Source organism: Pseudomonas gebzensis, assembly GCF_034427815.1.
Classification (GTDB): domain Bacteria; phylum Pseudomonadota; class Gammaproteobacteria; order Pseudomonadales; family Pseudomonadaceae; genus Aquipseudomonas.
In genome coordinates this window covers 189,110-201,362 of the sequence record NZ_JAXQNS010000006.1, presented here as the reverse complement: position 1 = coordinate 201,362, position 12,253 = coordinate 189,110, and the positions used below count along the sequence as shown (strand labels likewise).

Here is a 12,253-nt window from a genome sequence, read left to right as displayed (position 1 = left end):
ACGTTCAAGCGGTTTACCGACTCAGGCGTTCAAGGCCAGGCCTTGTTGCAGCCGCTCGAGCATTGCCGTGCGCAGGGCATGCGGGCGTTTGATCCGCAGCGCGCCGGCATGCGCGAGCAGCCAAGCCATCAGGTTGGCATCCTCGGCCAGCGTGGCCCAGAGGTGCGCGCCGCCGTTTTCATCGCTTCGCAGGTGCATGTCGGGCGATAGCGGTGCGTCGCGCAACTGGCTGGCCAGAGCCGCGTTCACCCACAGGTACAGTTCCAGCCTCGGCGCGGCGCTGTCCTGCCGCGGGTCAGCCAAGGTTTCAGGCTCCAGGCCCTGCAAGCCCAGCTCGGGCAGCAAGTACCAGCCAAAGGGTGTGCCTTTGTCGTTGCAGCGCAGCGGAAACAGCGTCGACAACTCGTTGAGATCACGTTCGATGGTGCGTTTGCTGGTGCTGTGGCCAGCTTCGCTCAGGGCGCGGTGCAGGTGGGTCGAGGTGGTCCCGGGGTGCTGGGTGGGCAGCAGTTTGAGCAGTTGCCACTGACGGGCGATGGTGTGGCGGGTGGAGTTGCTGGGCAAGGGGCGGTCCGGTAGTGGCACATGGCTATGCTTGCAGCATAGCGTGCGCCGCGGCCCGCGCCAAGCACCGTACGCCAGCGTGTCGGGGCGTGCAGTGGCTGGGATTGACGGCGCGTTGCAGAGGGGTCAGAGCAACTGCCCCTGCTGGCTCGGGTGGCATCGAGCGCAGTGTGCTGCGCCGCAGGCACTGCGCTGGGGCAACCGGCACTGGCAGCAGACCCCGCCTGACCGAGACCTGGGCCCCCAATAGCAGCCTCTGCTACAGACGCTGCACGGTGCGGCAGGGCTGCAGGCACCGTGCGATCGGCCGTGCCGTTTAGAAGGTGTACGCCACACCCGCTTGAACGGTGCGCGGCGCACCGGGGTAGGCGTAGGTGTTGAACGCGCCTTCGTCATAGCCTTTGTTGAACGCGTTCTTCAGGTCGAGGTTCAGGCGTACATGCTCGTTGACCTTGTAGTAGCTGAGCAGGTCGACGACGCTGTAGCGGTCCATGGTGTAGGTCACCGCTTCGGTCTGGCCGTTGCGGTCGTCCACATACTTCAGGCCCACGCCCAAGCCCAGGCCCTTGGCGAAGCCGTCCTGGAACTCGTAGGTGTTGAGCAGGCTGAAGCTGTTGCGCGGGATGTTGGCCAGGCGGGTGCCGGAGGGCAGGCGGTTGTCCTTGGTGACTTCGGCGTCCACGTAGGCATAGCCGCCGATCATGCGCCACTCGGGGGTGATGTTGCCGGCCACGTTGAGGTCGAAGCCGCGGCTGCGGACTTCCCCCGCAGCGATGCTGTAGTTCGGGTCGACCGGGTCGCGGGTGAGCACGTTTTCTTTGTCGATGTGGTAGATCGCGGCGTCGACGCTCAACTGGCGGTCCAGCGCTTCCCACTTCACGCCCAGCTCGTAGGACTTGCCTTTTTCCGGATCGAAACCGCCGCCCTCGCGCGCCGCGCCAGTGTTGGGCTTGAAGGAGCGGGCCGTGTTGGCATAGACCGCCACGGTGTCGGTCAGGTCGTAGATCAGGCCCAGCCGCGGGGTGACGCCGTTTTCAGCGTTATCGAAGTCACGCGTGTTGGAAATGTGGTCGTCATAGTCATGCTCGAAACGCTCGAAACGCACCCCTGCCAGGGCTTTGAGCCGCTCGGTCAGGGCGACCTGGTCCTGGATGAAGAACGCCCAGGTCTGGAGATTTTCCTTGTCCCAGGTAGTGGTGCGCGTCAGGGGTGGGCGCGGCTGGCCCAATACCGGGTTGTAGATGTCGATCGGGTAGGTGCCAGGCGCGGCAGACGAGCGCTGGATGATCGAGTTGTAGTCGTAGTCTTCGTACTCGATGCCGGTCAGCAAGGTATGCGAGAACCGTCCGGTATCGAAGTGGCCGGTCAGGTTCAGTTGATAGTCGCGATCAGTCCACTCCAGCTTGCGGTAGTTGAAGTTGCGCTGCAGGGTGCGGCCGTCCACCGGTGCACCGTTGGCCTCCACCGCATTGCCTTTCAAGCTGCCGTCGAGCCACTGCATGCCGCCGCCCAGGGTCCAGTCATCGTTGAGCTGATGCTCGAAGCGCAACTGGGCCATGTCGTTGTCGTTGTGCAACAGGTTGTCGCTGCCCGTTTCCCAGATGTAGGTGTCGCGCGAAGCGCTGCCGGACTGGGTGCTGTAGCGCGTCAGACCGCGGTCGAGCGGGTGGTTGTTGCGCATGAAATCGCCTTCGAAGACGATCTTGGTGCTGTCATTGACCTGCCAGCTGATCACCGGCGCCACGTCGTAGCGCTCGGTTTCCACGTCGTCGCGGAAGCTGTCGCCGCCTTCGCCGAGCAGGTTCAGGCGGTAGGTCAGGCTGCCGTCCTGGTTCAGCGCGCCGGTGGCATCCAGCGTGCCGCGGTAGAGGCCGTGGTCGTCGATCTGGCTGCCGAGGGTGACCTTGGATTCGGCCTGCGGCTGCTTGCTGACGATATTGAACGTGCCGCCGGGGTCGCCACGGCCATACAGAGCGCTGGCCGGGCCGCGGATCACTTCCAGGCGCTCGACGGTGTTGGCGTCGGGGGCGTTGGGGTAGCCGCGGTTGATCGGGAAACCGTTGCGGTAGTACTCGCCGGTGGTGAAGCCGCGCACGGTCACGGTGGTCAGGCCCTGGCCGCCGAAATTGTTGGCCCGGCCGACGCCGCCGGCGTAATCCAGGGCGTCTTGCAGGCGAGTGGAGCTGGTGTCTTCGATCACATCGCGGGGCACCACGCTGACCGACTGCGGGGTTTCGTGCAGCGCCGTGTCAGTGCGCGTGGCACTGGCCGAGCGCGTGGCCTTGTAGCCCTGCACTGGGCCGTCGGCCCGCTCGAAATCGCTGTCTGCACTGATGTTGACGGCATCGAGCTGGATGTTGCCGGGCGTGACCGGGGCTTGCGCGGCCCAGACCAAGGTGGGGGAGACGGGGAGTAAGCACAGCGAAACGAGCGAACGACGCATCTGGCAAGGGTCCTGAGGAATTATTAGTAAGGACGTGTAGGAAAAATCGCCGAGATGGTATCTGCAAAGTATTCGCATTTACAATGGATTTTGGTGTGCCACATACCGGGGCGCTTTCAGGCGCATCAGTGCGCATCTGCACGGAGCGACACACGATGAACGTCTGCCGCGCCAAGCATCGCGCTGCGGGGCAGCGCGTGCAACCTGTGAGCAGAACGATCCACAGCGCAGGAGCCCACGAATCTGCGTTCGATTCCCCGTAGCTGAATCCTTTCTGCCAACCGCACAGCTGCCGCAGTGCCGGGTTGCTGCTACGCACCTCGGCGCGTACCATGCTCGGCACTCTTTCCTAATAAAAATGCGAGTCGGCGCCTTCAACAGGCTGCTGGCGCATTGCCCATTGCTGCGTTTTGGAGATCGACACCTCGCCCATGAATGGTCCAGTTCCTACCTCGATGCCTGCCCCGGAAGGTGGCGGCAGTTGGCTGAGCGTCATCGCCCTGGCGTTGGCAGCGTTCATCTTCAACACCACCGAGTTCGTACCGGTGGCCCTGCTCAGCGACATCGGCCGCAGCTTTACCATGACCCCGGCGCAGGTCGGGCTGATGCTCACCATCTATGCCTGGGTCGTGGCGCTGGCCTCGCTGCCGATGATGCTGATGACCCGCAACATCGAACGGCGCCGCCTGCTGACCGTGGTGTTTCTGGTGTTCATCGTCAGCCATGTGCTGTCGTGGCTGTCGCAGAGCTTTGCCATGCTGCTGGTCAGCCGCATCGGCATCGCCCTGGCCCATGCTGTGTTCTGGGCCATTACCGCTTCGCTGGCCGTGCGCGTGGCGCCACCGGGCCAGCAAGCCAAAGCGCTGGGGCTGCTGGCCACCGGCACCACGCTGGCGATGGTCCTCGGTATTCCGCTGGGCCGCGTAGTGGGCGAGGCCCTGGGCTGGCGCATGACGTTCCTGGGCATCGCTGCGGTGGCCCTGGCCACGTTGCTCTGCCTGTTCAAGTCGCTGCCGCTGCTGCCCAGCCAGAACTCGGGCTCGCTGCGCAGCCTGCCGATCCTGTTCCGCCGCCCGGCGCTGGTCATCACCTACCTGTTGGTGACCCTGGTGATCACCGCGCAGTTCACCACCTACAGCTACATCGAACCCTTCGCCCTGGACGTGGCGAAGATCAGCGGCGAGCGCACCACGCTGCTGCTGTTGCTGTTCGGCGGTGCCGGGCTGTTCGGCTCGGTGCTGTTCAGTCGCTACAGCGAGCGCTTCCCCCACGGGTTCCTGCTCGGCGCCATCGGCCTGCTCGCCGCCTGCCTGCTGCTGATGCTGCCGTTGTCGGGCAACTTCTATGTATTCGCGGCGCTGAGCATGTTCTGGGGCATCGCCATCCTCAGCTTCAGCCTGGCGCTGCAGGCCAAGACCCTCAAGCTCGCCAGCGACGCCACCGACGTAGCCATGGCGCTGTTCTCAGGCATCTACAACATCGGCATCGGTGGCGGCGCCTTGCTCGGCAGCATCGTCAGTACCCAGCTGGGTGTCGCCAACATCGGTTGGGTCGGCGGTAGCGTGGCGGTAGTCGGGCTGCTGCTGGCCCTGGCCAGCACGCGCACACTGACCCAGCCGGGGGCAGCGAGCGCCTGACCGGGCGCCTCACAGTAGGCTGAGCCAGGCCGAAACCAGCAACAGCCCGGCCAACGCGCGATGCAACGCACGCACCGTCCCCGGCGCCTGCAGCCACCGCGCGCTGCGGGCGCCGAGCCAGGCCCAGGTGGCCATGCACGGCAGCGCCACCAGCAAAAACACCAGTGCCAGCAGCCAGATGGGCCGCGTGGGGCTGGCGAACACACCGATCACCGCCACCGCCATCCACCATACCTTCGGGTTGAGCACTTGCAGCGCTGCCGCAGCGCCAGGGCCGAAGCGTCGCGCCTGGGCCTGCTGCACCGGGGTATCGGCACTGCGCAGCATCTGCAGCGCCAGCCAGCTCAGCCAGGCCACGCCGAGCCAGCCCAGGGCGCGCTGCACCTGCGGCTGGCCCAGCAGCCAGTCCCCGAGTCCCAGGCCTACCACCAGCACGATGCCTGCCGCCGCACTGCACGCGGCCAACACCGGCAGCAGGCTGGCACGCCAGCCGCGCTGCGCGGCATGGGCCAGGATCAACAGGTTGGTCGGCCCGGGGCTAATGCTGGCGGCCAGGGCGAAGAGGGCGAAAGGCAACAGGGTGTCAGGCATGGGCGCGGGCTCCGCAACGATTGAAGCCCCATGCTGCAGGCCCGCGCCGGTTCAGTCTGGAAGCTTTGTGCAGCGCCTGCGGTAGTCGGCCGGGGTCAGCCGATAGGCACGGCGGAACCAGCGCCCCAGGTGGCTCTGGTCAGCAAAGCCCAGGCGCGAGGCCACGTCAGCCGGCGTCTGCCCTTGCGCCAGCCACTGCCGGGCCTGGGCCAGGCGCAGCTGGATGAGGTAGGCGTGGGGCGCGGTGCCATAGGCGGCCTTGAAAGCGCGGGTCAGGCGGTAACGGTCTGTGCTGCAGGCGGCGGCCAGTTCCTCAAGGCCGATGTCCTGATGGGCATGCGCGTGCAGGTAGTCCCGCGCCCGTTGAGCGGTCAGCGGCAGGCGCGGGTCCGGGTGCAGGCGCTTGCGCCAGTGCAGGTGGCGGGTGAGGGCGGCCAGCAGGTCATCGCTGGCAGTCTGGCGAACGATGCGCAGCTCCTGGTCATGCAGCGCGTGGAACGCACGCAAGGTGGCGCCGGCTAGCACTGGGTCGCCGCTCAAGGTGTCGGCAAATCCTGGTAACGCCTGCGCCGGCACCTGTTCGAATACCGCGCGCAGCTCGCGCTCCAGCCAGTGCGGGTCCAGGTACAGCATCGAGTAGGTGAAACCCTCGGCCGTGGGCGCATGGCCGTCATGCAGCTCGCCGGGTTCGAGCATGAACACCTGTCCCGGCGTGCTCTGGTGCCGCACGCGGCGGCAGTTGAACTGCTGCACGCCTTGCTCGGTGACGCCGACCAGCACGCTGTCGTGCCAATGTGGGTCATAGGCATGGCCCACAAAATGCGCACGCACCGACTCGATGCCGGTGGCGGCGTCCTGGTTGAGGTCGATCCAGTTGCTCATGCGGGGTCTCTGCGTGGGGTGAGGGTCGGGCAAGTGCGCACGGTTCAGGGTTCGCCATAAGCTGCGGGCGTGAGTGGCTGACTCGATACCCAATGGGTATCTACCGCGCCGGCACGTTCCGTCAACAGGCTAACGGCACGCCATAGCTGGCGTCTGGAACATCTGTGCACCCCGTAAGAGCACGCCGCTGTGTCACGACCGCGCACCCACCTCATCCAGCGCCAACGGGTGCAGCGCGCGAAAATGCTGCGCCTCTTCCACCAGCCAGTCATGCACCGCGCGCGCCCCGGGTTGCAACAGCCCGGCCTGGGAATACAGCAGCACATAGCGCTTGTGATTGGCGATGGGCACGCCGAACGGCACGATCAGCGCGCCGCGCTCAAGCTCGTCATTGAGCAGCGTGCGCCGGGCGATGGCCACGCCTACCCCGGCAATCGCCGCCTCGATGCTCAGATGATTGCGATTGAAGGTGTGGCCGCGGCGCACGTTGAGCCCGCGCGCGCCGATGCCATCGAGGTAGAACTCCCATTCGGCGTACTCCGAGCTGCCGCGCCAGGCGGTGATGTCGTGCAGCAGCGGATAGTGCACCAGGTCGGCCGGGCCGTGCAGCGGCGGGCGGCCACGCAGCAGGGCCGGGGAGCAGACCGGGAAGATCTGCTCGTCCAGCAAGGGTGTCGAGAGCATGCCCGGATAGCTGCCGTCGTTGAGGTCGATGGCCAGGTCGAACTCGTCTTGATGCAGGGCCTGGCTGCTGTCCTCGGCCACCAGGCGCAGTTCGATGTCCGGGTAGCGCTGCTGGAACCGCGGCAGGCGCGGCGTCAGCCATTTGGCCAGGAAGGACGGAATCGAGCGCAGGCGCAAGGTGCCGCGGATGTCGCCGGCGTCCAGGCGTCGCAGCTCGGCCTCGATGCTGCCATAGGCTTCCGTCACGGTCAGCGCCAGGCGCTGGCCCTCGGCGGTCAGTTCCACGCCCCGCGCGCGGCGCACGAACAAGCGAAACCCGAGGCGCTCTTCCAGTTGGCGCATCTGCTGGCTCACCGCACCTGGGGTGATGTGCAGCTCCTCGGCGCAGCGGGTGAACGACAAGTGCCGCGCGGCACAGGCAAACACGTGAAGCCAGACATACACCTGACCGTTCAACTGACCTTTCATGGTTTAGTCCTGCTAAAGGCTTGCTTAGGAAATGTCGTTGGTCATTGTAGGGGATAGGGAACACCATAGCCTGCAACAACAGCAATTACAGGCGTCGCGCCCCGGCGCACGGCAGTCGCATCGTGAGGTATTAGCATGGCTATCAGTGTTTTCGACCTTTTCAAGATTGGCATCGGCCCCTCGAGCTCCCACACCGTGGGGCCCATGCGCGCTGCTGCCACCTTTGCTCAGGCGTTGCGCAGCCAAGGTGTGCTGGAGCAGGTCACCCGCGTTGAAGTGCGCTTGTACGGCTCGCTGTCGGCCACTGGCATCGGCCACGCCACCGACCGTGCCTGTCTGCTGGGCCTGATGGGCCAGTGGCCCGACCAGATCGACCCGCACAGCATCGAGCCGCGGATCGCCCAGTTGCTCGAGGAAAAATGCCTGATGCTCAACGGCAGCCAGCCGGTGGAATTCGACTACGCCCGCGACATGCGTCTGCTCGACGAAGACCTGCCGTACCACCCCAACGCCATGACCCTCGAAGCCTGGAGCGCTGAGCAGACCCTGCTGAGCCAGACCTACTATTCGGTGGGCGGCGGTTTCATCATCGAACAGAGCGAGATCGATGCGCCGGCCCGCACGCAAGGCCAGGTCGAGTTGCCGTACGAATTTTCCTCCGGCGACGAGCTGATGGCCCTGTGCAAAACCTACAGCCTCAGCGTCAGCCAGCTGATGATGGCCAACGAGCGGGCCTGGCGCTGCGAAGAAGAAATCCGTTCCGGCCTGCTGAAAATCTGGGCGGCCATGCAGCAATGCGTGGAAAACGGCCTGCACAATGAAGGCATTCTACCGGGCGGCCTCAAGGTCAAGCGCCGCGCCGCCAAGCTGCACCGCAGCCTGCAGGAGATCGGCAAACCCAACGTCATCGGCTCGACCCTGAGCGCCATGGAGTGGGTCAACCTGTTCGCCCTGGCCGTGAATGAAGAAAACGCCGCTGGCGGGCGGATGGTCACCGCGCCCACCAATGGCGCGGCCGGCATCATCCCTGCGGTGTTGCACTACTACATGAAGTTCAACCCCGGCGCGTGTGACGACGACGTGGTCAACTTCCTCCTGGCGGCGGCAGCGGTCGGTATTCTGTGCAAGAAAAACGCCTCGATTTCCGGCGCCGAAGTGGGCTGCCAGGGCGAAGTCGGCTCGGCCTGTTCCATGGCCGCCGCAGGCTTGGCCGATATCCTTGGCGGCACACCGGCGCAGGTCGAGAACGCTGCCGAGATCGCCCTCGAGCACAACCTGGGCCTGACCTGCGACCCGGTCGGCGGCTTGGTCCAGGTGCCGTGCATCGAGCGCAACGCCATCGCGGCCGTGAAAGCCATCAACGCGGTGCAGATGGCGCTGCGCGGCGACGGCGAGCACTTTATCTCCCTCGACCGGGTGATCCGCACCATGCGCGATACCGGCGCCGACATGCACGCCAACTACAAGGAAACCTCGCGCGGCGGCCTGGCAGTGGCGTTCGTCGAGTGCTGATGAACCTGGCGCCATGAAAAACGGCGCCGAGGCGCCGTTTTTTTGGTGCGATGTTGCCTGATCAGACCACAACGCCCTGGCTGCGCAGGTAGTCGTCGTAGGTGCCGCTGAAATCAACCACACCATCGGCACTGAGCTCGAGGATGCGGGTGGCCAGCGACGACACGAACTCACGGTCGTGGCTGACGAACAGCAACGTACCCGGGTAGTTCTCCAGCGCCAGGTTCAGCGCCTCGATCGATTCCATGTCCAGGTGGTTGGTGGGTTCGTCCATCACCAGCACGTTGGGCTTTTGCAGGATCAGCTTGCCGAACAGCATGCGCCCTTGTTCGCCACCGGAGATGACCTTCACCGACTTCAGGATCTCGTCGTTGGAGAACAGCATCCGGCCCAAGGTACCGCGAATCACCTGCTCGCCGCTGGTCCACTGGCCCATCCAGTCGAACAGGCTCACGTCGTCTTCGAAGTCATGGGCGTGGTCCTGGGCGTAGTAGCCCACTTCCGCGCTGTCGGTCCACTTCACGGCGCCGTGATCGGGCTGCAGCTCACCGACCAGGGTGCGCAGCAGGGTGGTCTTGCCGATGCCGTTGGGGCCGATGATGGCCACACGCTCGCCGGCTTCGACGGTGAAGCTGAAGTCCTTGAACAGCACTTTGTCGTCGAACGATTTGCCCATCTTCTCGATGGTCACCGCCTGACGGTGCAGCTTCTTGGTCTGCTCGAAGCGAATGAACGGGCTGACCCGGCTCGACGGCTTGACTTCGGCCAGCTCGATCTTGTCGATCTTCTTGGCGCGCGAGGTGGCCTGCTTGGCTTTCGAGGCGTTGGCCGAGAAGCGGCTGACGAAGGTCTGCAGCTCAGCGATCTGCGCTTTTTTCTTGGCGTTGTCCGACAGCAACTGCTCACGGGCCTGGGTGGCCGCGGTCATGTATTCGTCGTAGTTGCCCGGGAAAAGACGCAGCTCGCCGTAGTCCAGGTCGGCCATGTGTGTGCAGACGCTGTTGAGGAAGTGACGGTCGTGGGAAATGATGATCATGGTGCTGTTACGCGCCGTCAGAATCGTTTCCAGCCAGCGGATGGTGTTGATGTCCAGGTGGTTGGTCGGCTCGTCGAGCAGCAGCACGTCCGGGTCCGAGAACAACGCCTGGGCCAGCAGCACACGCAGCTTCCAGCCCGGCGCCACTTCGCTCATGGGGCCGAAGTGCTGCTCCAGCGGAATGCCCAGGCCCAGCAGCAGCTCACCGGCGCGCGATTCGGCGGTGTAACCGTCCATCTCGGCAAACTCGGTTTCCAGCTCGGCGACGGCCATGCCGTCGTCTTCGGTCATTTCCGGCAACGAATAGATGCGATCACGTTCAGCCTTGACCTTCCACAGCTGGCCATGGCCCATGATCACGGTATCGATCACGGTAAACTGCTCGTAGGCGAACTGATCCTGGCGCAGCTTGCCGAGCCGGGTGTTGGGCTCGAGCATGACCTGGCCGCCACTAGGGTCCAGGTCGCCGCCGAGGATTTTCATGAACGTGGACTTGCCGCAGCCGTTGGCGCCGATCAGGCCGTAGCGGTTGCCGTTGTTGAATTTGACCGAGACGTTTTCGAACAGGGGCTTGGCGCCGAACTGCATGGTGATGTTAGCGGTAGATATCAAGTGCTTGTCCTGCGGGGGTGGCAGAGGTGTATTGAGTCCCTGTCGTGCGCCTTGGGCCAGTGCTGGGCCAATTCGACTCGGGGCGATAGCTTCTCCAGCTCTCTCCGGTCGGAGGAGGAACTGATCCATTTCGCGTAGGTAGAGAGCACCATCTCGACGCTGTGCCCGAGCGGGTTGGCGACGAACAAGGTTCATCGCAGACCTCAGGCACAGGCTTGCGTAGGTGTGGCGGGTGTCGTACTGGCGACGCTCACGGATGTTCAGCGCGCTGCGCGCCGATTTGAAGGCGGCGATTGTAACACCTGGCTGATTGATCCACAGCCCACCTTTGCTCGGCTTGAAGACGAAAGGGCAGGCGGGGCGACATGCCGGGCGATGTGCCGGCGATGTGCATCGCCGATCAGCCGCGCATTGTTCAAGGCGGCAAAGGCCTTGCCGTGCGCTCACGTAGCCAGCGCTCCTCGCTGGCCACGATTGGCCAACCCGGCAGGCGCCCATTAGACTCTCTGGTTTGCCACTTCGTTGGTGCAGTACGGGTGATTGACGATGGAACGACGTGATACCTCCATGTTGCCCCGTTACATGTTCAGCTTGGGGCCTGCTTTCAAACGGTGGCGTTTGCTACGCGGTATCAAGCAGTTACATGCTGCGCAGATAATCGGGGTCGGACAATCCACCATCTCCAGGTGGGAAAGTGATGAGCTGGTGCTCGATGAAAAATACGACGCTGCGGTCATGCACGTGCTCGGCGCCCGGCTGACCAGCGCACAGGATGCAGTGCTGGCAAGATTGATCAAAAGCAGTTCCAAACCGATGCATCTGGTGTGTGATTTGAGTCACAGACTGTTGGCCTTCTCTGAAAGCCGGGGCGTCGAGTTCGGTCCTGATGCTCAAGCATTGCTGGGCCACTCGCTGTGGCAGTACGCGACCGAGGAGATCGTCGAGGCCGAAGAGCAGGTCAGGCGGCAAGGGTGGAATGCGCAAAACGGCAGCGTACAGTTTTGCACTGGGCACAATCATTCGTCCGTCGTCCCTATCTACGACAGTCTCTGCACCTGGACTCGCCTTACCTTATCGGACGGCACATTTGCTCGGCTCGTGGAAACAGAATGTGTGCCCGAGGGTGAACGTTCCACGCATATTTTATGCGTGGACGAGCACGAGCCCCAGCTCTTAGAGTGCAAAAAATCTGAGGGGTAAGCGATGGACGTTGAACTTCTGAAGAAGCGCCTGACATTCATAGAGCATGTGGAGCGTCTCAAGTCCACGTTGCGAACCGGCTGTAGCGCTACAGGCAGAAACGAAAGCACTGCAGAGCACAGTTGGCGGCTTGCCTTGATGGCCATGGTCTATGCCGACGCGCTGTGCGGTGTCGACCCGTACAAGCTATTGAAGATGTGCATCATCCATGACTTGGGTGAAGCCGTGAGCGGCGACGTGCCAGCGCTGCAAAAGACGGCGCTGCCCAATCACCATCAGCAGGAGCGCGCCGACGTGCTCGAACTGGTGCGCCACCTGGACGCAGCGGCGGCGGCGCAAATCATCGCGTTGTATGACGAGTATGAGGCCGGGCACACCCCTGAGTCCAAGGCCGCCAAAGCGCTCGACCGGCTGGAAACCATTCTGCAGCACACCCAGGGCAGCGATCAGCCAGACGTGCAGTTCGACTTCAACTTGAGCTACGGGCGCGTCCACACCGATCACTTTCCTGAGCTGAGGTACGTACGCAGTTTGCTGGATGAGCGAACGCTGCAAATACTGGCGGCGTCAGCGTGAGCACCCCGTCCACTCCAGGCCCGCACCCGGCCTGAACCCACATCGCCG

10 protein-coding genes and 1 pseudogene are annotated in these 12,253 nt (G+C 64.1%); 4 read left to right on the top strand and 7 right to left on the bottom strand.

Annotated elements, in window-relative coordinates; translation table 11 throughout:
- Positions 1-21: 21 nt before the first annotated feature.
- On the bottom strand, positions 22-564 hold the full coding sequence (locus SJI00_RS13610) for a WCX domain-containing protein (RefSeq protein WP_322462235.1): 543 nt from the start codon (positions 562-564) through the stop codon (positions 22-24).
- 316 nt (positions 565-880) lie between these two features.
- Positions 881-3,007 carry a TonB-dependent siderophore receptor gene (locus SJI00_RS13605; protein ID WP_322462234.1) on the bottom strand — a complete coding sequence of 709 codons (2,127 nt, stop codon included), beginning with the start codon at positions 3,005-3,007 and terminating at the stop codon, positions 881-883.
- Positions 3,008-3,438: 431 nt separating this feature from the next.
- Between SJI00_RS13605 and SJI00_RS13600 the strand changes: the two genes are divergently transcribed.
- A complete protein-coding gene (locus tag SJI00_RS13600; RefSeq protein ID WP_322462233.1) occupies positions 3,439-4,644 on the top strand; it encodes a sugar transporter in 1,206 nt (401 codons plus the stop codon).
- 9 nt (positions 4,645-4,653) lie between these two features.
- On the opposite strand, the gene SJI00_RS13595 is transcribed toward SJI00_RS13600, so the two are convergent.
- The 3 genes from SJI00_RS13595 to SJI00_RS13585 form a co-directional block, all read right to left on the bottom strand.
- Positions 4,654-5,235: a LysE family translocator gene (locus tag SJI00_RS13595; RefSeq protein ID WP_322462232.1), complete on the bottom strand. Its 582-nt coding sequence runs from the start codon at positions 5,233-5,235 to the stop codon at positions 4,654-4,656.
- 51 nt (positions 5,236-5,286) lie between these two features.
- Positions 5,287-6,117: an AraC family transcriptional regulator gene (locus SJI00_RS13590; protein ID WP_322462231.1), complete on the bottom strand. Its 831-nt coding sequence runs from the start codon at positions 6,115-6,117 to the stop codon at positions 5,287-5,289.
- A 192-nt stretch (positions 6,118-6,309) separates the two neighbouring features.
- Positions 6,310-7,269, bottom strand: a complete 960-nt coding sequence (locus SJI00_RS13585) for a LysR substrate-binding domain-containing protein (RefSeq protein WP_322462230.1) — start codon at positions 7,267-7,269, stop codon at positions 6,310-6,312.
- Positions 7,270-7,404: 135 nt separating this feature from the next.
- Between SJI00_RS13585 and SJI00_RS13580 the strand changes: the two genes are divergently transcribed.
- Positions 7,405-8,781, top strand: a complete 1,377-nt coding sequence (locus tag SJI00_RS13580; RefSeq protein ID WP_322462229.1) for an L-serine ammonia-lyase — start codon at positions 7,405-7,407, stop codon at positions 8,779-8,781.
- 61 nt (positions 8,782-8,842) lie between these two features.
- Here SJI00_RS13580 and SJI00_RS13575 read toward each other — a convergent pair whose 3' ends face one another.
- Together SJI00_RS13575 and SJI00_RS13570 are read right to left on the bottom strand one after the other, a co-directional pair.
- A complete protein-coding gene (locus SJI00_RS13575; RefSeq protein ID WP_322462228.1) occupies positions 8,843-10,429 on the bottom strand; it encodes an ABC-F family ATPase in 1,587 nt (528 codons plus the stop codon).
- A pseudogene (locus SJI00_RS13570) lies at positions 10,426-10,750 on the bottom strand (site-specific integrase). The gene SJI00_RS13575 and the pseudogene SJI00_RS13570 overlap by 4 nt, the downstream one beginning before the upstream one ends.
- A 225-nt stretch (positions 10,751-10,975) precedes the next feature.
- Between SJI00_RS13570 and SJI00_RS13565 the strand changes: the two are divergent.
- Together SJI00_RS13565 and SJI00_RS13560 are read left to right on the top strand one after the other, a co-directional pair.
- A complete protein-coding gene (locus SJI00_RS13565) occupies positions 10,976-11,629 on the top strand; it encodes a helix-turn-helix domain-containing protein (RefSeq protein ID WP_322462227.1) in 654 nt (217 codons plus the stop codon).
- Between the two features lie 3 nt (positions 11,630-11,632).
- A complete protein-coding gene (locus tag SJI00_RS13560) occupies positions 11,633-12,205 on the top strand; it encodes an HD domain-containing protein (protein WP_322462226.1) in 573 nt (190 codons plus the stop codon).
- The last annotated feature ends 48 nt before the right edge of the window (positions 12,206-12,253 follow it).